The sequence below is a fragment of the Amycolatopsis sp. cmx-4-54 genome (assembly GCF_046548895.1).
Classification (GTDB): Bacteria; Actinomycetota; Actinomycetes; order Mycobacteriales; family Pseudonocardiaceae; genus Amycolatopsis.
Window position 1 is genome coordinate 902,801 of record NZ_JAEBEJ010000002.1, and the last position, 22,850, is coordinate 925,650.

A 22,850-nucleotide genomic window follows, 5' to 3' on the forward strand; every position below is an offset into this window, starting at 1 on the left:
GAATGGCGTTGTGCGCGGCGGGGACCGGCGCGACCGTGGAGTCATCACCCGAGTCCGACCGAATCACTGGGGGAGTCATGACCGCGGAACGTCCGCTCGTCGTCGCCGGCGACGACATCCTGCTCGACGAGATCCTGCGCGTGGCCGCGGCCGCGGGCTGCGAGGTCGAACGCGCGCCCGATCTGGACGCCGCCCGCGGAAGGTGGGCCCGCGCACCGCTCGTGGTGCTCGACGAGGAAGCCGCGAGCGTGCCGAATCGCCTGCTGCGGCGGAACAAGGTCCTGCTGGTCTGCAAGGGCGCGCCGACGCCGGTGACGTGGGAGCGTGCCTTCACCACCGGTTCGGAGAAGGTCCTTTCCCTTCCGGACGAGGAAGGCGACCTCATCGGCGAGTTCGCCGACGTCGTCGACGGGCCGGCGCGTGACGATGGTGTCGTCATCGGGATCATCGGCGGGCGTGGCGGTGCCGGGGCGTCGGTGCTGGCGGCCGCCGTCGCATATCGCGCGGAGAAGTCCGGCACCGGCGGGCTGCTGGTCGACTGCGACCCGCTCGGCGGCGGGGTCGACGTCCTCCTCGCCGCCGAACGCGATCGCGGGCCTCGCTGGCCGGAGCTCGATCTCGGCGGCAGGGTGTCCATGGCCGCGCTGAGCGAAGCCCTGCCACGAAAGAAGTACTCGACCGGCTCACTGTCCTTTGTGTCCTACGGCAGGGAAGGCCGAGGCCCCGGGCCCGAGGCGATCGAGGGCGTGCTGAACGCCGGACGGCGGGCGGGGCGGACGGTCGTCTGCGATCTGCCGAGGTACTTCGGCGCCGAGACGGCCGCCGTGATCGGGCTGGCCGATCTCGTCGTGGTCGTCGTCCCCGCGGAACTCCGTGCCTGCGCCGCGGCGAAACAGGTCCTCGCCAGGCTCGAACCCCACGCGAGGAGGATCGGCGTCGCGGTCCGCGGTCCGTCGCCCGCCGGGCTGATCCCGCAGGAGATCGCCGACGCCGTCGGTGTCCCGCTCATCACGTCGATGGGCCGCGAGCGGTCCCTTTCGATGGCCCTGGACCGCGGGGAATTCGTCCCGAGGCATCGCGGGCACCTGGCCACGGCCGCCACCGAAGTCCTCGCGGCGGCGCGCGGAAACCTGGCCGGTGCCTCGCGATGACCGAAGATCTGGTCGAGCGGGTCCGGCGGCGGCTGGCCGGATCGACCGACCCGGCGAATCCGGTGAGCGTCGCGCGGGCGGTCCGCGCCGAAGCGGGCGGCGCACTCGGACAGGACGCCGTTCTCGGAGCGGTCCGGCTGGCCCGTGACGAGTTCGTCGGCGCCGGTCCGCTCGCGCCGCTGCTCGAAAAGCCCGGCGTCACCGACATTCTCGTCACCGCTCCCGACGAGGTCTGGGCGGACACCGGTGCAGGTCTTGAGGAGACGGAGATCCGTTTCACCGACGAGGAAGCGGTCCGCAGGCTGGCCCAGCGGCTCGCCCTCGCGGGCGGGCGGCGGCTGGACGACGCGCAACCGTTCGCCGACTGCTGGCTGCCGGGAGTGGGGCCGCAAGGCCGGGTCCGGATGCACGCGGTACTCCCGCCGCTGGCGCCCGCCGGAACCGCTCTCTCGCTCCGTGTTCTCCGGCCCGCCACCCATGATCTCGCCGAGCTCCGGTTGCGCGGGGTGTTCGGAACCAGTGGCGCGGATCTGCTCGACTCGGTCATCCGGCGACGGCTCGCGTTCCTGGTCTCCGGTGGGACGGGGTCGGGCAAGACGACCTTGCTCGCCGCGTTGCTCGGCGCCGTGCCCCCGGCCGAACGCATCGTCTGCGTCGAGGACGCCGGAGAATTGCGACCGGATCATCCGCAGTTCGTCAGCCTGCTCACCCGCCCGGCCAACGTCGAGGGCGCGGGCGAGATCGGACTCGGCGAACTGGTGCGCCAGGCGTTGCGGATGCGCCCGGACCGCCTGGTCGTCGGGGAAGTGCGTGGCGGAGAGGTGATCGCGTTGCTCAACGCGATGAACACCGGGCACGACGGTGGCGGCTGCACCCTGCACGCCAATTCCTCGGAGGAGGTCCCGGCACGCATGGAGGCGCTGGCCGCGCTCGGCGGGCTGAAACGCGACGCGCTGCACAGCCAGCTGACGGCGGCGGTGCGGGTGGTCCTGCACATGGTCCGGCTGCCGAGCGGGATCCGGCGGCTGGACGAGGTCGGTGTCCTTCGGTCCTTTCGAGGTGAGGCCAAAGTCGTCCCGGTCTGGAGCAAGGGCAACTGGATCGGCGACGAGACTCCCTTCGAGGAGATGGCGGCATGAATCCCTGGTTCCTCCTCTCCTTCGGCGCGGGGCTGGCCTGCTGGCCGAAGCAGATGGTGCGCGCGCCGATCTCCTGGCGTTTGCCCCGGGAGGTTCGGACGGGCTGGTGGCCTCTGCCGTCGCTGATCGCCCTGCCGTTCCTCGGGATCGGCTGGGCGGTGGCGGCACTCGTGTTCACCGTGACCGTCCGCCAGGAGGTCCGGTCGCGGGCACGGGAGAAGGCGGCGCTGGCCGAAGCCGAACTCACCGCGTCCGTGCTGCGGACGATGATCGGTGAACTCCGCGCGGGCGCCCATCCGGTGACGGCGGCCGAAGCCACCGCGGAGGCGATCCCCGCGGCGTCCGAGCGGCTGCGCGGACTCGTCGCGGCCGCCCGGTTCGGTGGTGAGACAGCCGCCGATCCGGACGCGCCACCGGCACTGGTGAACGCGTGGACGCTCGCGAACCGGTTCGGACTGCCGATGGCCGACGTGCTCGACGCCGCGCGACGGGACACGGAGGCGGGAATCGGCTTCCGTCGACGGCTCAAAGCCAAAATGGCCGGTCCCCGGGCGAGTGCCGCCGTGCTCGCGGCCCTCCCGCTGCTGTGCCTGCCACTCGGCGAGGCGATGGGCGCAGGCCCCGTCCACGTCCTCACCGGGACGGGCGCCGGGCAGCTGCTGCTCGTCGTGGGCAGCGGGCTGCTCTGGGCGGGGACGGCCTGGTGCCGGGCCCTCACCGGGCGGGTGTCGTCATGCTGACCGGCGCGGCGTTGATCCTGCTGGGCGGTGCCGTCTTCTGCTGGCCACGCGTCGCGGCCGGAGGCGCAGCGCGCCCAGGTCGGCTTTTCACGTGGCTTCGGGACCGGTCTCCCCGGGACAACGGCGTCTTCGAACTCGTCCGGTCCGCGGCCACCCTCGACCTGCTGGCCGCCTGCCTGGCAGGCGGGCTCCCGGTGCCCGTCGCGCTCGAGGCCGTCGTTCCGGCCGCCTCACCGAAGACCGCGGCGGCTCTGCGTTCGGTGGCGTCGCATCTCGCCGTGGGCATCGGGCCGGCGGAAGCCTGGGCGCCGGTCCGCGACCGGCCTGGCCTGACCGAACTGGCCGTCGCCGCCGTCCGGACGGCGCGGGCGGGCACCGCGCTCGCCACGCATGCGAAGGACCTCGCGCGAAGGCTGCGCGAGTCCCTCACCGCCGAAGCCGAGGAACGCGCGGAACGGGCGGGAGTGCTCTTGGCTGCGCCGATCGGCCTGTGCTTTCTCCCCGCGTTCCTCTGCCTCGGTGTCCTGCCCGTTGTGCTCGGCCTCGCCGGGCGGCTCGACGGCGTCCTTTGATCCGCCGGAGAGCGGCGCTGAATAGCGCGGATCAAAGACGTGAAGCGGCCTGCCGACGTCGGTCGCGGGTTCACCGACAAGCAATCACTGAAAGGCGATCCCCTTGAACAAGCTCCCCACCTTCCGCGAAGACGACGGCATGGCGACGATCGAATACGCCATCGTCACCCTGGCCGCCGCGGCGCTGGCCACCGTCCTCTACTTGGTCATCGACAGCGAAGCCGTCCGCTCCGGGCTCACCGCGCTCATCGAGCGGGCCTTGTCGGTGAAGTTCTGATGCGCGGCGAGGATCGCGGCTCCGTCACGGTGGAGGCCGCGCTCGGCATCGGCGCGCTGACCTTCGTCTCGGCCCTGTTGCTCGCCGGGATCGGCGCCGCCTCCGATCAGCTCCGCTGCACCGACGCGGCCCGCGAGGCCGCCAGGTTGCTCGCCCGCGGCCAGCCCGCCCGTGCCGAACAGGCGGTACGGGAGATCGCGCCGTCCGGCGCCCGGCTGGAGGTCGTCCGCGAAGGCGACACGATCACGGCCGGCGTCGAGGCCGAACCGGTCGCCGGGCTCCTGCCCGGTCTCCGGCTGCGCTCCAGCGCCTTCGCCATCGCCGAGCCAGGGAGCGAGCCGTGAGCACGGACGATCGCGGCGTCGCGACCGTGTGGACCGCGTCGATCGTCGCCGTCCTGGTCGGCGCGGCGGCGTTCGTCTTCTGGGTCGGCGCCGCCGTGTCGATCCGGCACCGCGCCGAGGCCGCCGCGGACCTGGCGGCGCTCGCGGCGGCCTCACACGCGTCGGACGGTCCCGCCGCGGCCTGCGAACGGGCGCGGCAGGTCGCCGTCCGGATGTCGGTCACGTTGCTGACCTGCCGGTGGGAGCGGGGTGACGCCCTGGTCGAAGTGCGCTCGGAGCCGTCGGAGCGGCCAGCGGTCACCGGACGGGCGGAGGCACGGGCCAGGGCGGGCCCGGTCGACCGGCCACCGTGACGGGCGTCGCACGGTGAACGGTCGCCGGGCGGTGACCGGCCGGTAGTACGGACGAGTAACCGCTGGGCGCGAGCAGCGGTCGTTGACGCGCGGCGAGCGGTCGAACCCATGATCAGCTCGCCGCCGAACGGTCGCCCGCCGCCCGCCGTGAGCGCCGTCACACGGGCGGGAAGCCCTGGTCGGCTGCGACGAACGGCCCCGTACCGGTCGTGCGGGCCCGTTAATCGGACGTCCGGCGTTCGGTCCGTCCGGTCGCACTACCGCGCGTTCATCGCTAAGTAACCGCCGGTTGTCGCGTGAGGTCTTCTCCCGAAGTGCAACTTGCCGTTTATTGAGATGTGCGCCACTTCGAAAAGTTCGCCGAGGCCGGTGCGACCGAGACAGACACAGGACAGAGTTGACCTGAGGCAGGGACAGTAATGTTGGACGCGAATTGGCCGGACAGCTGGCGGGGCGCCTTCCGCATCGAAATGCGTGCGGAGGCGATCGGTCTCGCCTGGCGTGGCTGGCCGGTGCTCCCGGGTGCCGAGCCCGCGGCGCTCACCGCCGAAGGTGACGACCTCACCTGGCGGCGTCCGGTCCCGGCACAGGACAACTGGCGTGAGCTGACCGAGACCCACCCGCACGAGGTCGCCACCTGGTTCGGCGACGACACCCACAGCCTGCTCGTCGCCACCGGCACCGTGCTCGACGCCATCGAGGTCGACGACGAGCTCGGCAAGGCCGCCGCCCGCCTGCTGCGCGCCAGCGGGCACCCCGCCCCGATCGTCGCGATGCCGAACGGCCGCTGGCTGTTCCTCACCACCGTCGCCGCGAGCATCCCGCGGGAACTGGCCGACCAGGCCTCGATCCAGTGGCACGGTGCGAACGGCTACATCCCGCTGCCCCCGTCGCCGTTCCAGCACGGTGTCGTGCACTGGCGGGTCAAGCCCGAGGTCTGGGGCTGGCAGCTGCCCGAGGCCGCCGAGGTGCACGACGTGCTCGTCCGTGCGCTCGCCGGTGACCAGGCCGTCGCCCCGGTGGCGAGCCTCAGCACCGCCGCCTGATCAACCCACAATTTCAAGCCACCCCGTGGCCGGACACGGACCCGTGCTGACGCAAAGCCCCGAGCACGGTGTCCAGAACGGTCACCGCCCCCGCCTTGTCCAGCGGATCGTTGCCGTTCCCGCACTTCGGCGACTGGACGCAGGACGGGCAGCCGGCCGGGCACTCGCAGGAAACGATCGCCTCCCGCGTCGCGGCCAGCCAAGGGACAATCGCGGCAAACCCGCGGTCGGCGAATCCCGCACCCCCGGGATGGCCATCGTGCACGAACACCGTCGCCTCCCCGGTGTCTTCGTGCCACGCGGTCGACACCCCGCCAATGTCCCAGCGGTCGCAAGTAGCGAACAGCGGTAGCAGGCCGATCGCCGCGTGCTCGGCGGCATGCAGGGCACCGGGGACGCGCGCCGGATCCAACTCGGCGCCCGTCCCCGGTGCTCCGCCAAGTTCCCCGGCCCCCACCGTGGAGCCTCCGGTCCCCACCGGCTCCAACGCTTCGGTCCCCGTCCGATGGCCCCCGGTCCCCGCCACGCCATCGGACACGCCGAGCAGCTCGGCGGAGATCGTGTACCAGACGGCACGGGTGTGCAGGCTCTGCTCGGGCAGATCCAGCGGAGTCTGGTCCAGCACCTCACCGGACGGACGTCTCCGCAAGTAGCCGACCACTTGCGAGCTCACCGAAACCTCGCCCAGGTTCACCGTGACCCCGCCGTGCACTCGCTTCTCTTCGGTGCGCAGCACGCTGATGTCGACGATCTCGCGCGGTGACGTGGTCCAGTCCGGATCCTCCGCGTGCACCAGGGCGAGCCCGGTCTCCAGATCCAGCTCGTCGACCACATAGGACGAGCCCTGGTGCAGGTACACCGCGCCGGGATGGACCGCGTAACAGGCGGAACCCGGGTCGACGGTGCCGAGCATCCGGCCGGAATCGGCTTCCACCACGGCGATCTGCTCACCGCCGGAGCCCCGGATGCCGACCTCGGCGTGCGGCCGGTCGCGCGACGTCCAGTACCAGCCGCTCGTGCGGCGGCGGATGATCTTCTCCTTGACCAGATCGGCGAGCACGGCGCGTGCCGCGTCGCCGCCGAAGGCCGCGACCTCCGGCTCGGTCAGCGGGAGTTCGGCGATGGCGCAGGCCAGTTGCGGCCCGAGCACATACGGATTCGACGGGTCGAGGACGGCGGCCTCCACGGGCCGGTCCAGGATCGCGGCCGGATGGTGCACGAGATAGGTGTCCAGCGGATCGTCGCGGGCCACGAACACGACCAGTGCCGCGTCGCCCGCGCGCCCGGCGCGGCCGGCCTGCTGCCAGAACGAAGCGAGCGTCCCCGGATAGCCTGCCAGTACCACCGCGTCCAGCCCGGCGATGTCGACGCCGAGTTCGAGCGCGTTCGTCGTCGCGACGCCGAGCAGCCGCCCGGACAGCAACGCCGCTTCGAGGGCGCGCCGTTCCTCCGGCAGATACCCGGATCGGTACGCGGCGACGGATTCCGCCAGTGCACCGTCCACTTCGGACAGAATCCGCCTGGCGCCGAGCGCGGTCAGCTCCGCGCCCCGCCGCGACCGGACGAAGGCCAGCGAGCGAGCGCCTTCGATGACCAGTTCGGCGAGGATCCGGGAAGCTTCGGCCCCCGCCGAGCGCCGCACCGGCGCCCCGTTCTCGCCTGAGAGTTCCGACAGCAGCGGAGGTTCCCACAACGCGACCGTGCGCTCGCCGCGCGGCGAGCCGTCCTCGGTGACGGGGACACAGTCCTGCCCGGAGAGCTTCGACGCGAACGCCGCCGGGTCCGCCGTCGTCGCGGACGCGAGGACGAAGACCGGCGAAGCGCCGTAGTACGCCGCGACCCTTCGCAGCCTGCGCAGCAGCAGCGCCACATGGGAACCGAAGACACCGCGATAGCTGTGGCATTCGTCGACGACGACGAACGAGAGCCGCCGGAAGAACCGGGACCAGCGCGAGTGCGACGAGAGGATCCCGCGGTGCAGCATGTCCGGGTTCGTGAACACCCAGTTCGCGTGCGCGCGGACCCAGTCCCGCTCCTCCAGCGGGGTGTCGCCGTCGAACGACGCGGCCCGCGCCTTCTTGATGTCCAAAGAGGACGCCGCGCGCAACTGGTCGGCGCCGAGCGCCTTGGTCGGCGACAGGTACAGCGCCGTGGCCCGCTCGTCCTCGACGAGTGCCGAGAGCACCGGCAACTGGTACGCGAGCGACTTGCCCGACGCGGTACCGGTCGAGATCACGACGTGCTCGCCCGCACGGGCCAGGGACGCGGCTTCCGCCTGATGCCGCCAGGGCGCCTCGACGCCGTTCGCCTTCAGCGCCTCGACGACCGGACTCGCCACCCACTCCGGCCAGTCCACGGAATCCGCCGGACGAGCCGGCAACTCGGCCACATGGGTGACCGGGTACAGCGAAGCCGGGATCCCCGCCGTCGCTCGGTCGAGAAGCCGCCGGCCCTTGCCGGATCGCACCGTGCCGTCCACCTTCGGAAGCTTCGCACAGCGCACCGACAAAAACGGCCCGCCGCCGGAGGCGAACGGGCACTGGAAGCGGCCACTGATGATCGATACAGTGACCAGCCTCACAAGATCACGGAACGTACGGTGGCGGGGACGCCTTGCCGTCCGCCATCCCATTACCAATACACTCCCGCAATCCACACCGTCTGTGGCGAGCGTCATGTGAGACGTGCCTTGCAGTGCGACTAGCGTGACGTTCGGCTCAGCTCCCCATGCCAGCGCACGAGCCGCCGGTTCCTTCGGCGGATCGTCGTTGGCCAACGGCGACGTCTCCAGGAGGACGAATGTCCCGGCAGTTCCTCGCGGAGGGCGAACTCACGCTCTCCGGAGGTGGTTACACCATCGTCGGTGTGATCGCCGTGGTCGCCCTTGCCGCACTGGTCATCGGCTACGTTCTGATGAAGGAGGTCTTGGCCGCGGGCCAGGGCACCTCCAAGATGCAGGACATCGCGAAGGCAGTGCAGGAAGGCGCGGCTGCCTATCTCAAACGGCAGCGCAACAGTCTCGCGATCTTCGGTGCGATCGTTTTCGTGCTGCTCTTCGCTTTGCCCGCCGATGACTGGAACGAGAAGATCGGCCGGTCCCTCTTCTTCCTGGTCGGCGCCGGGTTCTCCTTCGCGATCGGCTATCTCGGCATGTGGCTGGCGACGCAGGCGAACCTGCGTGTCGCGGCCGCTTCGCGCGAGGAAGGCGGTCGCGAGAAGGCGATGCGCCTGGCCTTCCGCACCGGTGGCGTCGTCGGCATGATCACCGTCGGTCTCGGTCTCTTCGGCGCCGCGGTGGTCGTCCTCGTCTACACCGGACAGGCCCCGAAGGTGTTGGAGGGCTTCGGTTTCGGTGCCGCGCTGATCGCGATGTTCATGCGTGTCGGCGGCGGTATCTTCACGAAGGCCGCCGACGTCGGCGCGGACCTGGTCGGCAAGGTCGAGCAGGGCATCCCCGAGGACGACCCGCGCAACGCGGCCACCATCGCCGACAACGTCGGTGACAACGTGGGCGACTGCGCCGGGATGGCGGCGGACCTCTTCGAGTCGTACGCGGTCATGCTCGTCGCGGCGCTGATCCTGGGTAGCACCGCCTTCGGCGTGCACGGCCTGATCTTCCCGCTCATCGTTCCCGCCATCGGCGTGATCACCGCGGTCATCGGTGTCTACATCACCAAGGCCAAGGCGGGCGAAGGCGGTCTGGTCACGATCAACCGCTCGTTCTACATCTCCGCCGGGATCTCCGCGGTGCTCTCGACGATCGCCGCGTTCGTCTACCTGCCCGGTTCGTTCTCCGAGCTGACCAGCGGTGCCACCAGCGAGCCCGGCAGCCCGGCGCTGATCGCGACCGTCTCGGTGATCATCGGCATCGTGCTCGCGGCGATCATCCTCAAGCTCACCGGCTACTACACCGGCACCGAGCACAAGCCGGTCAAGGAGGTCGGCAAGTCCTCCGAAACCGGTGCGGCGACGGTGATCCTGGCCGGTATCTCGGTCGGGTTCGAGTCCGCCGTGTACACCGCGCTCGTCATCAGCGCGGCCGTCTTCGGCGCGTACCTGCTCGGTGGCGGCGTCGCGCTGTTCGCCGTGGCGCTGGCCGGTACCGGTCTGCTCACCACCGTCGGTGTCATCGTCGCGATGGACACCTTCGGCCCGATTTCGGACAACGCGCAGGGCATCGCCGAGATGTCGGGTGACGTCGACGAAGACGCGGCGCAGATCCTCACCGAGCTCGACGCGGTCGGCAACACCACCAAGGCCATCACCAAGGGCATCGCGATCGCCACGGCGGTCCTCGCGGCGACGGCGCTGTTCGGGTCCTATCAGGACGCGATCAGCAAGGCGCTGAAGTCGATCCCGGAGGCGGCGCAGGCCAGCGCGTCCGCGCTGAACTTCTTCGTCAACGAAGTGGTCAGCCCGAACACCCTGGTCGGGGTCATCATCGGTGCGGCGGTCGTGTTCCTGTTCTCCGGTCTCGCGGTCAACGCGGTGTCCCGTGCCGCCGGCGCGGTCGTCTACGAAGTGCGGCGCCAGTTCCGCGACATCCCGGGCATCATGGAGGGCACCACGCGGCCGGAGTACGGACGGGTCGTCGACATCGTCACGCGCGACTCGCTGCGTGAGCTGACCACGCCCGGTCTGCTCGCGGTCTTCGCCCCGATCGCGGTCGGCTTCGGCCTCGGCACCGGCGCCCTCGCCGGTTACCTCGCCGGTGCGATCGCCTCCGGCACCCTGATGGCGATCTTCCTCGCCAACTCCGGTGGTGCCTGGGACAACGCGAAGAAGCTCGTGGAGGACGGAAGCCACGGCGGCAAGGGTTCGGACGCGCACGAGGCCACCATCATCGGTGACACCGTGGGTGACCCGTTCAAGGACACCGCCGGTCCCGCGATCAACCCGCTGATCAAGGTGATGAACCTGGTTTCGGTGCTGATCGCCCCGGCGGTCGTGCAGTTCTCGATCGGCGCGGACGCCAACGTCGGCATCCGCATCGCGATCTCGCTGGCCGCCGTCGCGATCATCGTCGCGGCGATCGTGGTCTCCAAGCGTCGCGAGTCGGTGCTTTCCGAGAACCCCGCGCAAGCGAAGGCGTAACGCCGGAAGTTCTCCTCCGCCGGGCCCGTCACGATTTTCGTGGCGGGCCCGGCGGCTGTCCGGCGCAGGCTAATCTCTGCGCGTCACGCCGATCCGATCCCGGGGGAGTCCCTTTCATGAGGCGTTCGATCATCGTGTTCGCCGCCGCTCTACTGCTGGCGGGCTGCGGTGGCGCGGAGCGGGCGGCCGCCCCTTCGCCTTCTTCGCCCGCGCCGGTGGCCGGGAGTTCCTGGATGGACGGTTTCTGCGGTTCGCTGATCGACTTCGCCAAGATCGGCGATTTCACGATGCCCGACTTCGAGCAGGACGACGTCGCAAGCGCGCGAAGGGTGATGGACGAGGCCTTCGGGGTGTTCGCGCCCGGTTTCGACAACGCGGTCACCGGTCTGCGGAAACTCGGCCAGGCGCCGAGCCCGGAAGCCGACATGGCGCGCAAGAGCATCGTCGACGCGTTGACGCCGATCCGGGACGAGGTCCTCGCCGCGAAGGCCGCGCTCGACGCGGCGCCGAAGGACGACAAGAAGGCGGTGGCGGCGGCCGCGGTTTCCTTCCGGCAGATCGGATCCGACATCAACGACATGCCCGACCCGTTCCAGCAGCTGGAAACGAACGTTTCGTTGAAAACACTGGCCGCGCAGGCCCCGAACTGCGAGAAGTTGCCTTCCTGACCGTTCTTTCCGCCGCGTTGATTTGCATTGCCCCCCAGTATCGGTACCGTCGGGGGCCAGCCGGGAAGTCGTCAGGTCGGGAGGTGTTTTCGTGCGGCCGCGGTTCACCGTTCTCGCCGCGCTAGCAACAGGTATCGGACTCGGCCTCGCCGGGTGCGGGCAGCAGCCCGCGGTGACTTCCCAAGCCAGACAAGAAGGTCTCGCGACGGTCAGCGCGTCGGAGGCCGACCCCGCCTCCGCTTGGACGGAGGGGTACTGCGGCGCGGCGGGCGGCCTCGTCCGGACGCTGGCGACGCTGCCCAGCGTCGATCCGAGCACGCCACAGCAGGCTTCCCGTACTTCCAGCGAACTGATGGCCTCGGTGGTCCAAGGACTGGATCGCACCTCCGCCGCTTTCGAGAAACTCGGTCCGTCGCCGGTCGCGGGCGGTGACACCTCGCGTACGGCGCTCGTCGCCCAGCTCGACGGCATCCGCGCCCGCGCCGACGACGTCCGCCACCGCCTCGACTCCACAAGCGACCCCGAAGCGACGAAAACGGCGCTTCGCGACGCGAGGACGTCCCTCGACGAACTAGACCGCCTCGACCTTCTCAGGGGCCTTAAAGGCGTCCCTCAGCTCGCCGCGGCGAGCAGCCGGATCCCGATTTGCCAGGAATTGGTCGAACAACCTCGCTGAGTCACCGCCTCATCACTGGCCATGAGTCGAACCTGTGTTCTATTCTGTCCGGGTGGACGGGACGATCTCGCTCTTCTCGGCGGAGGCGAGCGGGCCGGGGCTCGCCGACCTCGCCGGCGTGCTGTGCGGGCCCGGGCGGATGACGGGTTTCGGGCGGACGGCCGCGCGGTTGTCCGCCGTGGTCGACGAGTCGTGGCGGGCGGGTGCCCTCGCCAGGGAATGCCGTCGTCGTGGCGCGGAGGCGCAGGTCTCGGCCGCCGAATGCGGGCGGCCGCTCGTGAGAACGCCGTTCAGGGTCGACCTGCTGCCACTGGAGCAGCGTTGGAACCGTGGTGAAGAGAAGGTCCTGCCGGAGGGCTTCCGGCTCGACGGGGCCATGTTGAGGATGTGGGCGCTGGCGGCGGGCAGTCCCCAGGGCAACGGCTACCTGCTCGCGCTCGATCCGGAGGCGCCGGAGACGCACGAGCGGCTGATCACGGCGCTGGCCCGGCTGGGCGTACCGGCGAAGGCGCAGAAGGGTGAAGAGGCGCTGCTCCGGGTCACCGGGCGAAGGCGGCTCGCGCACGTGCTGGAGCTGATCGGAGACGCGCCGGCGGGTGCCGAGCCCGCTTGGCCGAGCCTCGTGCCCGTCGTGCGTGCCGTCTGACGCCTGTGGTCAGGGCGGTTAGGGCCTTCACACCTTCGGGCTGCGGTTGACCCCAACCTGGTCCGTGAAGGCCTCCTTGAGGGACCCAGAGTCCCTCAAGGAGGCCTTCACGGAATCGATGATCGTCACACGAGCCGCACCTGCGGCAGGAGCCCCAGCGGTAGGGCCGTCAGGGTTTCGGTGCCCGGCAGTTCGGGTTCGAAAGGTCCAGTTCACTGTGCGAGAGACAGGAGGTCAGCTGATAGGTCTGCTCCCCGTAGTTGATCCCCTTCCGCACGGTCACGTTCCCGGCGGCGTCGACCTCGCACGGGTTGTTCATCGTGCACCGCTGGCCGCTTTCGTTGCCGGTGTTGTTGACGCCGACGACCTTGCCCGTCGACCTCTCGATGATCGGCGACCCCGAGGTCCCGCCGATCGTCTTGCACGCCGGGGTGTACCTGATCGAGTCCTTCCAGACCCAGTCCGCCTCGTGCAGTTCGTGGACGAAGCCGTCGATGTCGCAGGAGTAGATCTTCTTCCAGTAGCCCGACACCACGTCCATCCCGATACCCGCCGACGGACGGGTCGGCGAGAGCGTCAGCGGGGCGATACCGTAGGCGGACTTGATCTTGGCGTAGCTGGTGTCGAGCTGGTAGAGCGAGACATCGGTGTCGGTCATCGTCGCGTAGAGCAGCTTCTTCGCCTTGAGCGTGCCGAGCGAAGAGCGGCCGTCCTTGGACAGCAGGCTGAAGGTCCGCGACGACGGCTTGTCGACGATTACTTCTCCGGGGTCCGGGAAACCTTCTTGCAGGCAATGTCCGTTGGAAAGGACGAGGGCGGGGTCGTCGAGGCTCGCCTCGGGCGGTTTGACCACCGACCCGGAGCAGTTCGACAACGCCACGGTTCCGGCGAAAGTGGTCGTGGCCGCCTGTGCCGGCGCGGTTCCCACCAGGGCGGACGCGGTCAGCATGGCGAACAGTGTGCCGAGGAGTCGTCGGGTCACGTGGAGTCCTTTCGGGTCGGCGTGGACATCAAGTGAAGCGTTGGCGGGCGCCGAGCCACCACCGTCGAACGGAGGGTGTTCGGCCCGTCACGCGGGCCCCCCGGCGGACGTGTCCGACATCACGTGCTAGGTGTTGAAAGGAAACATCGACGAGGTCAGCGGCGATGCGCTGGACACACGATCGGCGGCGTGTTGCACCACCTAGCCGTGGTCCGGACGGTGCGAGCGTGCACACTGACGGGTCGAGAGGCGGCGCGAAGGCGCCGAAGATGAGCGGAGAGCAGGACAGCGTGGCAGGAGCACGGACGAAGAAGACCGCGGCGTCGGACGACGGCGCGGGCCGTCGTCGGCTGGTGATCGTCGAGTCGCCGACCAAGGCCCGCAAGATCGCCCCGTACCTCGGCGGTAACTACGTCGTGGAGTCCTCCGTCGGACACATCCGCGACCTCCCTCGCGGCGCGGCCGACGTCCCCGCCCAGTACAAGGGCGAGTCGTGGGCGCGGCTGGGTGTCGACGTCGACAACGACTTCAAGGCGCTCTACGTCGTCACGCCGGACAAGAAGTCCAAGGTCACCGAGCTGAAGAGCCTCCTGAAGGACGTCGACGAGCTCTACCTCGCCACGGACCCCGACCGCGAGGGCGAAGCCATCGCGTGGCATCTGCTGGAGACCCTCAAGCCGAAGGTCCCGGTGCGCCGGATGGTCTTCCACGAGGTCACCGAGCAGGCGATCCGCGCCGCGGCCGACAGCACCCGCGAGCTCGACGGGGATCTGGTCGACGCGCAGGAGACCCGCCGCATCCTGGACCGGCTCTACGGCTACGAGGTCTCGCCCGTGCTGTGGAAGAAGGTCATGCCGAAGCTTTCGGCCGGCCGCGTCCAGTCCGTCGCGACCAGGATCGTGGTCGAGCGGGAACGCGAGCGCATGCGCTTCACCTCGGCGTCGTACTGGGACATCTCCGCCACGATGGACGCCGGAGCCGAGGCTTCCCCGCGCAACTTCCCGGCCAGGATGATCGCCGTCGACGGCGCGCGCCTGGCCACCGGCCGTGACTTCGGCTCGGACGGGCAGCTGAAGGCTTCGAACAACGAGATCCGCGTGCTGGCCGAGGCCGACGCGGTCCGGTTGGCCGAGGCGCTGAAGAACCGCGACTTCAAGGTCGCGAGCGTCGAGGAGAAGCCGTACACGCGCAAGCCGTACGCGCCCTTCATGACCTCGACCCTGCAGCAGGAGGCGGGCCGCAAGCTGCGGTTCACCTCCGAGCGCACCATGCGGATCGCGCAGAAGCTGTACGAGAACGGGTACATCACTTATATGCGTACCGACTCCACGACGCTGTCGGAGTCGGCGATCTCGGCGGCGCGCAGCCAGGCGACGCAGCTGTACGGCAAGGAGTACGTCTCGCCGTCGCCGCGCCAGTACACCCGCAAGGTCAAGAACGCGCAGGAAGCCCACGAGGCGATCCGTCCCTCCGGCGAGGTCTTCCGCACGCCGGGCCAGGTCGCGAAGGATCTGGACACCGACGAGTACCGCCTTTACGAGATGATCTGGCAGCGCACGATCGCGTCGCAGATGGCGGACGCGAAGGGCACCACGATGTCGGTGCGCATCGTCGGCACCGCCACCAGCGGCGAGGAGGTCACGTTCGCCTCGTCGGGCCGCACGATCACCTTCGCCGGGTTCCTCAAGGCGTACGTCGAGGCCGTCGACACCGAGAGCGGTGGCGAAGCGGACGACAAGCAGAGCCGTCTCCCGCAGCTGGTCAAGGACCAGGCGCTGACCGCGACCGAGCTGAGCCCGGACGGGCACACCACGTCGCCGCCGGCGCGCTACTCGGAGCCGAGCCTGGTCAGCAAGCTCGAAGAGCTGGGCATCGGCCGCCCGTCGACGTACGCGTCGATCATCAAGACCATCCAGGACCGCGGCTACGTGTGGAAGAAGGGTTCCGCGCTGGTGCCGTCCTGGGTCGCGTTCGCCGTGATCGGCCTGATGGAGCGGCACTTCGAGCGGCTGGTCGACTACGACTTCACCGCCGGCATGGAGGACGAGCTCGACCGCATCGCCGCCGGTGACGAGCACCGCACGCAGTGGCTGTCGAAGTTCTATTTCGGCGGCGACATGGGCGTCGACGGTTCCGTCGGCCGTCTCGGCGGGCTGAAGAAGCTGGTGGGCTCGGGCGTCGAGGACATCGACGCCCGCGAGATCAACTCGATCCCCCTGTTCACCGACGCCGATGGGCACACCGTCGTCGTGCGTGTCGGCCGCTACGGCCCGTACCTCGAGCGCGAGGTCGACGGGACGTCGCAGCGGGCGAACCTGCCCGAGGACCTGCCGCCGGACGAGCTGACCAAGGACATCGCGGAGAAGCTGTTCGCGACGCCGCAGGAAGGCCGCGTACTCGGCAAGGACCCGGTCAGCGGACACGAGATCGTGGCGAAGGAAGGCCGCTTCGGCCCGTACGTCACCGAGCTCCTGCCCGAGCCGGAGCCGCTGCCCGAAGGCGCGACGGCCGCGCAGAAGAAGGCCGCCAAGGCGAAGCAGCCGAAGCCGCGGACGGGCTCGCTGTTCAAGTCGATGTCGATCGAGACGATGACCCTCGAAGACGCGCTGAAGCTGCTTTCGCTGCCGCGCGTGGTCGGCAAGGATCCGGAATCCGGCGACGAGATCACCGCGCAGAACGGGCGCTACGGGCCGTACCTGAAGAAGGGCACGGACTCGCGTTCGCTCATGACCGAGGACCAGCTGTTCTCGATCACGCTCGAAGAGGCGCTGAAGATCTACTCGGAGCCGAAGCAGCGTGGCCGGTCCGCGACCGCGAAGCCGCCGCTGAAGGAACTGGGCGACGACCCGGTGTCCGGTAAGCCGATGGTGGTCAAGGACGGCCGCTTCGGTCCATACGTGACCGATGGCGAGTACAACGCGACGCTGCGGAAGTCGGACAGCATCGAGGAGCTGACCGCCGAGCGCGGTGCCGAGCTGCTGGCCGAGAAGCGCGCGAAGGGCCCGGCGCCCAAGCGCAAGGCTCCGGCGCGGAAGACGGCGGCGTCGAAGACGACGGCCACCAAGTCGACGGCCACCAAGAAGACCGCCGCGACCAAGTCGACCGCGACCAAGACCGCGGCGGCGAAGAAGCCTTCGACCCGCTCGACGGCCACGAAGACGAAGTAGCCCCCTGAGCGCGCTATGAAAGGTCCTTTCCTTGCAAATTTCGCAAGGAAAGGACCTTTCATGGCACTTGGGGAAGGGCAGGTCAGGAGCGAAGGCCCGCCCAGAAGCCGCACCGGTGATCGGCCGCATGAGCGACCGGACGGATAGCGTCCGGCGCGAGCGACAACACGACATCCCGATCCCAGCGGGGTGACCCTGGCGAGTTCGGATCACCCGTGCGCATGAAGTTCGTCCAGTACGCGATCATCTGCCCCGAAAGCCGTTTCTGCGCCTCGTCCAGCGACTTTTCGACCCCGCTGAGCTCGAACAGATAGACCAGATCGAGGGCGTGCGCCGCGCCGTGCGGCACGGTGGGCACGTCGTTGCCGTTGACGTTGGGCGCGTTCTTGTCGTCGAACTCGTAGGCGTGCACGGACGTCCGCCGGGACAGCAGCCGGTTCCCCTCGGCCGTCGGGCAGGCCAGGGCGGGCGAAAGATGATCCCGCGCCGGGTATTCGGCCGCGACCTCGTCCGCGTGCTCGCCGAACGTCTTGCGCAGGAACTCCTGATAGCGCTCCTCGGTGATCGGCTTCAGCTTCTCGACACCGGCGATGAACGCGCGCATCTCGTCGTGCGTACCACCCGAAAGCAGCGGCACACGGTGAAAAGCGCCTCGCCGCACGGCTTTCGCGGGATCGGTCGGCAGCAACGGCGTGTGATAGGTCAGGTGATTGGCGAAGGACTGGTGGTCCTTCAGCAACTCCGCGGCCGGGAGACGACGCAGGCACCCGAGCGCGTCCGGCCCTTCGCAGCCGTGGCTCGCGGCCATCGCCGCGCCGTCGGCTTCGGTTTTCGCAAGCGGCGAGTACGGGGTCTGCGCGGGCTGATTCGGGATGAGGCCGCCGGGAGGCCAGTTCAGCAGGCAGGAGCCGGACATGATCGCGGCCTTGTGGAACAGGCCGGTCGCGGCGGGCGAGGTGAGCAGCGCGCAGGTGCTCATCCCGCCCGCGGACTGCCCGGCCAGTGTCACGTTCCGCGGGTCGCCGCCGAACGCGGAGATGTTGCGCTGGGTCCAGCGCAGCGCGGAAAGCTGGTCCATGAGCCCGAAATCGCCGGACCCCGCGAGGCCGGGAAGACCGAAGTAGCCGAAGACGCCGAGCCGGTAGTTCGTCGCCACCACGACGACGTCGCCCTGAGCCGCCAGCCGCTGCGCGCCGTAGAGACTGCCCGCGTCCATCGTGTAACCGCCGCCGTGCAGCCAGACGAGCACCGGCAGGCGGCGGCTCCCCGCGTCGCGCGGCACGGTGACGTTCAGGAAGAGACAGTCTTCGGCACTGCCCGGCAGGTACTGGGTGCAGGCGGGACCGGGTTTCGTCGCGTCGGCGACGTCCTTCCATGGTTCCGGCGGGCGCGGCGGTTTCCAGCGGTCCTCGCCGACGGGCGGCGCGGCGAACCTGATCCCGCTGAAGGTCCTGGTCGGTCCGGCTTCCCTGCCCCGGACCGGACCTGCGTCGGTGGGCACGACGAGCGGGTCCGCGGGGGCGACGATGGTGAGAAGGCCGGTGACGATGGCCAGCACAAGATGCATGAGAAGTCCTTTCAGCATGAACCGACGATGACCGCGAAGATCGCGAGCGCGCCGACACCGAAGCCGCGAAGCACGTAGTACCCGGCGACGGGCACGACGACCTCGAGCAGCACCACACCCCACTGACGGAGCACGGGATCACTGCCTCCGGGTCGCGAGATCGAAGAGGGTCACCAGTTCGGCCGCGTAGGCGGTCAGGTCCGGCACCGGCGTTCCGGCGAGCAGGAACACCGGACCTTCCACCGAACGCCGGATCGTCGTCGCCATCACGTGGACGTCGAACTCGCGGAACTCGCCCGACTCCTGGCCCCAGCGCAGGATGCGCTCGACCGGTTCCAGCGCGGCCCGCTCGTTCGCGGGGTCGTAGTCGAGGGCGCCGCCGAGGAAGATGTTCAGCAAGGCGCGCATCCGGGTCGGCCGTGCGGCGGCGAATTCGAGGTTCGCCTCCAGATACGTCCGCAGCGCCTCGCTCGCTGAGGCGGGCTCGCTCATCCGCTCGGCCATGAACGCGCCGATCTCGCGGAAGACGTCTTCGAGGACCGTGCGGACGAGTTCTTCCTTGTTCGCGAAGTGGTACGAGATGAGCCCGGTGCTCGACAGTTTCGCCTGTTTCGCGATGCGGGCGAAGGACGCGCGGGGGTAGCCGAGCTCGGCGATCGTCTCGATGGCCGCGGCCACGATCTGTGCGCGTCTCGCACTCTCGGTGAACGTCTTCGGTTTTGCCTGTATGAGCAAAAAATAGCTCAGTCGAGCAAATCCGTCGACCGAAAACCGCTCGCCGACCGTTCGTCGAACGACCTCACCCGTTCGAACAAAAGTTCTAAAAATTGTCGGTACCAGGGTGTTCAATGGTCAGGTGAGCACTTCAACGACCGGTTCTTCCGCGACCGCCGTCTTCGACGTCATCGACGAGGTCATCGCCCCGCTGGCCGCCGAGGTTCCGGAGCGTCCCTCGGTGATGGAGTTCTACGATCCGGAGCTCTCCGTGCCGCCGGTCCTTGCCGACGAGGAGCCGACGCCGGGGCTCACCCTGGCCGAGGAGGTGGAGCAGTACACCCGGTTTGTGAGCGGGATGGCGACCATCGGGCTGGCCCCCGGCGGTGAGGTCACGCCCGAGGCCGTCGGGCTGTATCGCGCGCTGCGCGGCGGATTCATCCGCGGCGTGGTGACCGGGGTGTTCCCGTCGCGCGCGGAGCCGTGGGAGGTCCGGTTCTTCGGCGACGAGGACTACACCACGGTGCTGAACAAGCTCGGCAGGCGAGCGCGGCTGCGGTCCGGTTTCCTCAGCGCGCTGCCGGGCTGGGTGTTCGACGGGCTGCCCGACCATCCGCCCGGCACCGGCGAGACCGTGCGCATCCAGACGGACGCGGGCGGGCTGATCCCGGTGCGGGCGCGAGAAGCCGTCGAGGTGATCCGTGAGGGCGCTTCGCGGCCGCGGCTCGGCACGGTCCTCGTCGATCTCGCGGTGCGGAACGCCATCCTCGCCGAGTACCCGCACGGCGCGTTCGGCCTGGTGGACAACGACCTCGGCCGATACCAGTTCAGCGCGGCGATGGACGGCGACGGCCGCTGGACGCTCACCTGGGGCCCGGCCAGCCGGTCGACGGCCGAGCAATGGATCGTGAAGGCGGTGCAGAACCATGCGTGAACCGGCGACCGTGAAGGAACTGATGAGGCGCGCCGCCGAGCCGGTGCTGCGCGCCGTGCCCGAGCGGCGGAGCGTGTACCTGGGCTACGACCCGGAGATCACCGACGACGAGATCCGCCGCCTGTGCCCGTCGTACGACGAGCCGGCGGATCTCGTCACCCAGGCCGAGCGGTACGCGGCCAAGGCGGCGATGCTCGAAGAGGCCGGGCTGATGGAGAACGGCGAAATCCATCCCGCGGCGGTCCAGATGCACGGCGTGATGCTGCGGGGTTCGGTGCGAGGCGTCCTCACCGGCGTCTTCGCGTCCGGGCCCCGTTCGGTGCGCGTCGACTGCTACGGCGACGGGCATCAGGCGGTCGTCTGGCGGATGAGGACGGGACGGCGGACCACGTTCAGCCTGAGCGATTTCGGCGAGCTGGGCGCCCGCGTCTTCGGCGGGCTCCCGCACGTTCCCGCCGGTGAGACGGAGCCGATGCGCATCAGGATCGACGGGCACGGCGTGCCGCTGCCCGGTCAGGACGAAGAGGTCGGCCTGGTCGCGGACACGCTGAGCCGTCCGCGGACCGGCACGGCGATCCTCGATCTGGTCGCCTTCGGCGGGCTGAACGCCGAGTACCCGGACTACGGCTTCGTGATCGTCGACAACGACCTGGGGAGGTTCGTTTTGTACGCCGCCCCTTCCGAAGGGTGGCTGATGTTCGGTGGAATGGACCGCCGGGCACTGGCGGGCTGGCTGCACGAGGCGGTGGACTTGAGCCGTACCTAGTGTTCCTGGCGCCTTGAGCGAAAACGAGGGGGAGGCATGGACCTGGACCGGCGCGCGGCCGACGCGTGGTTCCGGCGGCGAGGGCTGCCGATGGTCATCCACCGGCGGAGGCGCGGAGCGGGCATGTTGCGCCGGTCCACGCCAGGGCTGGTGTTCCTGTGCCTTCTCGACCTGCTGCTGGCCGGGCTGCTGAAGCTGCTCGACGTACCCGAGGACGTGCTCGCGGCCAGGATGCGCGAGAGCGGTGTCGGCTACGTCCTCGGCGTGCTGGCGCTGACGTTCGCCGTGGTCGTGGTGCCGGTGATCGCCGGACGCTTGATGGCGAAGCTGCTTCGCGTGCTGAGCCGCACCAGGGTCCGGCTGGCCGTCATGGCGGCGACGATCGGCTTCTGGTTGTTCGTGCTGCCGCTCGGCGAGCGGCTCACCGGGCTGGTGGCGTGGGACAACCCGTTGTGGATCGCCGTGCTCGCCAACGTCGCCGCGCTGGGCGTGCTGATGCTGCTGGTCCGGATCGGTGTCGGCTCGATCCTGACCTGGGCGGCGCGGAGCGCGGTCGCCCAGGTCAGAGCCATCGGCACGCTGGCGTCGCGGGCGTTGCCGCTGCTCCTGCTGGTGGTGATGTTCAGCTTCTTCACCGCCGAGCTGTGGCAGGCCGTGGAACGGCTGACCCCCGGCCGGTTGTGGCTGGTGGTCGGGTTCCTCGTCCTGATCGGCGCGGTGTTCCTGGCGTCGATGCTGTCCGACGAGGTCAAGGAGCTGAAGTCCTGGACCGTGGAACCGGGGGCGGCGGTCCTGCGCGGCACGCCGTTCGACGACGACACGCCTCCACCGGAACGGCGCGCGCTGACGAAGATCGAGCGCCTGAACATCGCCTTGGTGCTGTTCTTCGCCCAAGCGGTGCAGATCGTGGCGTTCGGGGTGCTGGTGTTCGCCTTCTTCGTCGTGTTCGGGGTGCTGATCCTCAGCCCGGAGGTCGTGACCGAGTTCGCCGGCCGCGAATCGGCGCCCGGGACACTGCTGGGTGTCCCCCTTCCGGTGAGTTCCGCGCTCGTCAACGTCTCCGTTTTCCTCGCCGTCTTCTCCGGTTTGTATTTCGCCGCATCGACCGCGACAGATGCCCGGTACCGGCGTTCTTTCTTCGAACCATTGCTGGAGGATGTGAAGATCAGCCTCGCGGCGCGTGACATTTATCTGGCCCATTGGGCGGATGTGCGTTCGCCGGAGGTGGTTACCCTGGAAGCAGAGGACATTCCGTAGTGAGGTGGTCACCATGAGCGGGAAGGGCGAGACTCCCTTCTTCGATGCCCCCGACTTCGTGAAAGGCGACGGCACTCAGGCAGATCCTCCAGGCGACAGGTTCGCCGACCCACTGTCCGGGCTGGTCACGACCGCCCCGGCGACCCCGCCGGCGGGAGCCGACGACGTCCACGTGCAGGTGCCGGGACCGGTACAGCACGACCCCGAAGTCGTGAGCAGGATGGTCAACGCGGCCATGCTCGCGGACGAGCTGCCCGCCGAGAGCCCGGGGCCCGAGCAGACCGCCGCACAGTCGCCGGCCAAGATCGTCAGCACGGTCGGTGAGCAAGGCGCTGCGCCGATCGGGATCCTGCCCCAGCAGCGCACCTGGCCGTCGAGGCCTTCCCAGCTGATCCGGCCGCCCCGGCGCGTGAGGCAGGAAGAGCCGGTCGATGCCGACGAAGAGGTCGAAGTCGAAGTGCGGCGGGCAAAACGCTCCATGCAGATGCCGCGGCTCGGTAAACCGTCGTCGAACACGGCGGGCGTCATGATCGCGATCGCCCTCATGATCGCCTTCGTGGTCCTCGCCATCCAGTTGCTGGCCAGCCTGTTCAACAGCATCGCGGGGATCTTCGGGTAACCCGTCCGGCGGATAGCGCCGGACGGGGCCGTCCGTCCATACCTCACCCATCGGGATACCCTGGCCTGACGGTCGGGGTACCCGGTGTTGACCCGGGTCGCACCTCGGCGCCGCGTGACTAGTGGGGTGGGCGTATCA

At 69.5% G+C, this 22,850-nt stretch carries 22 protein-coding genes; 17 read left to right on the forward strand and 5 right to left on the reverse strand.

Going from position 1 to position 22,850, the window contains the following annotated elements; all coding sequences use genetic code 11:
- Positions 1-77 precede the first annotated feature (77 nt).
- The 8 genes from ssd (at position 78) to ACLJQ7_RS09680 (ending at position 5,622) form a co-directional block, all read left to right on the forward strand.
- Positions 78-1,151 carry a septum site-determining protein Ssd gene (gene ssd, locus ACLJQ7_RS09645; RefSeq protein ID WP_410647740.1) on the forward strand — a complete coding sequence of 358 codons (1,074 nt, stop codon included), beginning with the start codon at positions 78-80 and terminating at the stop codon, positions 1,149-1,151.
- Positions 1,148-2,290 carry a TadA family conjugal transfer-associated ATPase gene (locus ACLJQ7_RS09650; RefSeq protein WP_410647741.1) on the forward strand — a complete coding sequence of 381 codons (1,143 nt, stop codon included), beginning with the start codon at positions 1,148-1,150 and terminating at the stop codon, positions 2,288-2,290. Before ssd ends, ACLJQ7_RS09650 begins: the two co-directional genes overlap by 4 nt.
- Positions 2,287-3,030, forward strand: coding sequence for a type II secretion system F family protein (locus ACLJQ7_RS09655; protein WP_410647742.1), 744 nt, complete (start codon positions 2,287-2,289; stop codon positions 3,028-3,030). The genes ACLJQ7_RS09650 and ACLJQ7_RS09655 overlap by 4 nt, the downstream gene beginning before the upstream one ends.
- On the forward strand, positions 2,994-3,602 hold the full coding sequence (locus ACLJQ7_RS09660) for a type II secretion system F family protein (RefSeq protein WP_410647743.1): 609 nt from the start codon (positions 2,994-2,996) through the stop codon (positions 3,600-3,602). Before ACLJQ7_RS09655 ends, ACLJQ7_RS09660 begins: the two co-directional genes overlap by 37 nt.
- Positions 3,603-3,705: 103 nt before the next feature.
- Positions 3,706-3,879, forward strand: coding sequence for a DUF4244 domain-containing protein (locus tag ACLJQ7_RS09665; protein WP_410647744.1), 174 nt, complete (start codon positions 3,706-3,708; stop codon positions 3,877-3,879).
- Positions 3,879-4,223: a TadE family type IV pilus minor pilin gene (locus ACLJQ7_RS09670; RefSeq protein ID WP_410647745.1), complete on the forward strand. Its 345-nt coding sequence runs from the start codon at positions 3,879-3,881 to the stop codon at positions 4,221-4,223. Before ACLJQ7_RS09665 ends, ACLJQ7_RS09670 begins: the two co-directional genes overlap by 1 nt.
- Positions 4,220-4,576, forward strand: coding sequence for an Rv3654c family TadE-like protein (locus ACLJQ7_RS09675; RefSeq protein WP_410647746.1), 357 nt, complete (start codon positions 4,220-4,222; stop codon positions 4,574-4,576). The genes ACLJQ7_RS09670 and ACLJQ7_RS09675 overlap by 4 nt, the downstream gene beginning before the upstream one ends.
- Positions 4,577-4,995: 419 nt before the next feature.
- The gene (locus ACLJQ7_RS09680; protein WP_410647747.1) at positions 4,996-5,622 is read left to right on the forward strand and encodes a bifunctional DNA primase/polymerase; all 627 of its coding nucleotides are present in this window, start codon (positions 4,996-4,998) and stop codon (positions 5,620-5,622) included.
- A 13-nt stretch (positions 5,623-5,635) separates the two neighbouring features.
- Here ACLJQ7_RS09680 and ACLJQ7_RS09685 read toward each other — a convergent pair whose 3' ends face one another.
- Positions 5,636-8,101: a DEAD/DEAH box helicase gene (locus ACLJQ7_RS09685; protein ID WP_410647748.1), complete on the reverse strand. Its 2,466-nt coding sequence runs from the start codon at positions 8,099-8,101 to the stop codon at positions 5,636-5,638.
- Positions 8,102-8,421: 320 nt separating this feature from the next.
- On the opposite strand from ACLJQ7_RS09685, the gene ACLJQ7_RS09690 reads away from it, so the two are divergent.
- The 4 genes from ACLJQ7_RS09690 to ACLJQ7_RS09705 all read left to right on the forward strand — a co-directional run bounded on the left by ACLJQ7_RS09690 (position 8,422) and on the right by ACLJQ7_RS09705 (position 12,706).
- Entirely contained in the window at positions 8,422-10,716 is a 2,295-nt protein-coding gene (locus ACLJQ7_RS09690; protein WP_410647749.1) for a sodium-translocating pyrophosphatase, read from the forward strand.
- A gap of 116 nt (positions 10,717-10,832) precedes the next feature.
- On the forward strand, positions 10,833-11,384 hold the full coding sequence (locus tag ACLJQ7_RS09695) for a hypothetical protein (RefSeq protein WP_410647750.1): 552 nt from the start codon (positions 10,833-10,835) through the stop codon (positions 11,382-11,384).
- Positions 11,385-11,475: 91 nt separating this feature from the next.
- On the forward strand, positions 11,476-12,060 hold the full coding sequence (locus tag ACLJQ7_RS09700; protein ID WP_410647751.1) for a hypothetical protein: 585 nt from the start codon (positions 11,476-11,478) through the stop codon (positions 12,058-12,060).
- Positions 12,061-12,094: 34 nt separating this feature from the next.
- Entirely contained in the window at positions 12,095-12,706 is a 612-nt protein-coding gene (locus ACLJQ7_RS09705; RefSeq protein WP_410647752.1) for a hypothetical protein, read from the forward strand.
- Between the two features lie 169 nt (positions 12,707-12,875).
- On the opposite strand, the gene ACLJQ7_RS09710 is transcribed toward ACLJQ7_RS09705, so the two are convergent.
- Entirely contained in the window at positions 12,876-13,688 is an 813-nt protein-coding gene (locus tag ACLJQ7_RS09710; RefSeq protein WP_410647753.1) for a serine protease, read from the reverse strand.
- 269 nt (positions 13,689-13,957) lie between these two features.
- Between ACLJQ7_RS09710 and topA the strand changes: the two genes are divergently transcribed.
- Positions 13,958-16,855 (forward strand): type I DNA topoisomerase, encoded by a 2,898-nt coding sequence (gene topA, locus ACLJQ7_RS09715; protein ID WP_410647754.1) that lies wholly within the window; start codon positions 13,958-13,960, stop codon positions 16,853-16,855.
- 82 nt (positions 16,856-16,937) lie between these two features.
- Here topA and ACLJQ7_RS09720 read toward each other — a convergent pair whose 3' ends face one another.
- From ACLJQ7_RS09720 to ACLJQ7_RS09730, 3 genes are read right to left on the reverse strand one after another with little or no spacing between them, the layout of a single operon-like run.
- Positions 16,938-18,422 carry a carboxylesterase/lipase family protein gene (locus ACLJQ7_RS09720; RefSeq protein WP_410647755.1) on the reverse strand — a complete coding sequence of 495 codons (1,485 nt, stop codon included), beginning with the start codon at positions 18,420-18,422 and terminating at the stop codon, positions 16,938-16,940.
- Positions 18,423-18,433: 11 nt separating this feature from the next.
- Positions 18,434-18,556, reverse strand: coding sequence for a hypothetical protein (locus tag ACLJQ7_RS09725; protein ID WP_410647756.1), 123 nt, complete (start codon positions 18,554-18,556; stop codon positions 18,434-18,436).
- Between the two features lie 4 nt (positions 18,557-18,560).
- On the reverse strand, positions 18,561-19,100 hold the full coding sequence (locus ACLJQ7_RS09730; protein WP_410647757.1) for a TetR/AcrR family transcriptional regulator: 540 nt from the start codon (positions 19,098-19,100) through the stop codon (positions 18,561-18,563).
- Positions 19,101-19,263: 163 nt separating this feature from the next.
- Here ACLJQ7_RS09730 and ACLJQ7_RS09735 point away from each other — a divergent pair, with 163 nt between their 5' ends.
- Genes ACLJQ7_RS09735 through ACLJQ7_RS09750 form a run of 4 tightly spaced genes read left to right on the forward strand, consistent with a single transcriptional unit; the run spans position 19,264 to position 22,712 of the window.
- A complete protein-coding gene (locus ACLJQ7_RS09735) occupies positions 19,264-20,070 on the forward strand; it encodes an ESX secretion-associated protein EspG (protein ID WP_410647758.1) in 807 nt (268 codons plus the stop codon).
- On the forward strand, positions 20,063-20,836 hold the full coding sequence (locus tag ACLJQ7_RS09740) for an ESX secretion-associated protein EspG (protein ID WP_410647759.1): 774 nt from the start codon (positions 20,063-20,065) through the stop codon (positions 20,834-20,836). The genes ACLJQ7_RS09735 and ACLJQ7_RS09740 overlap by 8 nt, the downstream gene beginning before the upstream one ends.
- Positions 20,837-20,872: 36 nt before the next feature.
- Positions 20,873-22,093, forward strand: a complete 1,221-nt coding sequence (locus tag ACLJQ7_RS09745) for a hypothetical protein (protein WP_410647760.1) — start codon at positions 20,873-20,875, stop codon at positions 22,091-22,093.
- A gap of 13 nt (positions 22,094-22,106) precedes the next feature.
- Entirely contained in the window at positions 22,107-22,712 is a 606-nt protein-coding gene (locus ACLJQ7_RS09750) for a hypothetical protein (RefSeq protein WP_410647761.1), read from the forward strand.
- The last annotated feature ends 138 nt before the right edge of the window (positions 22,713-22,850 follow it).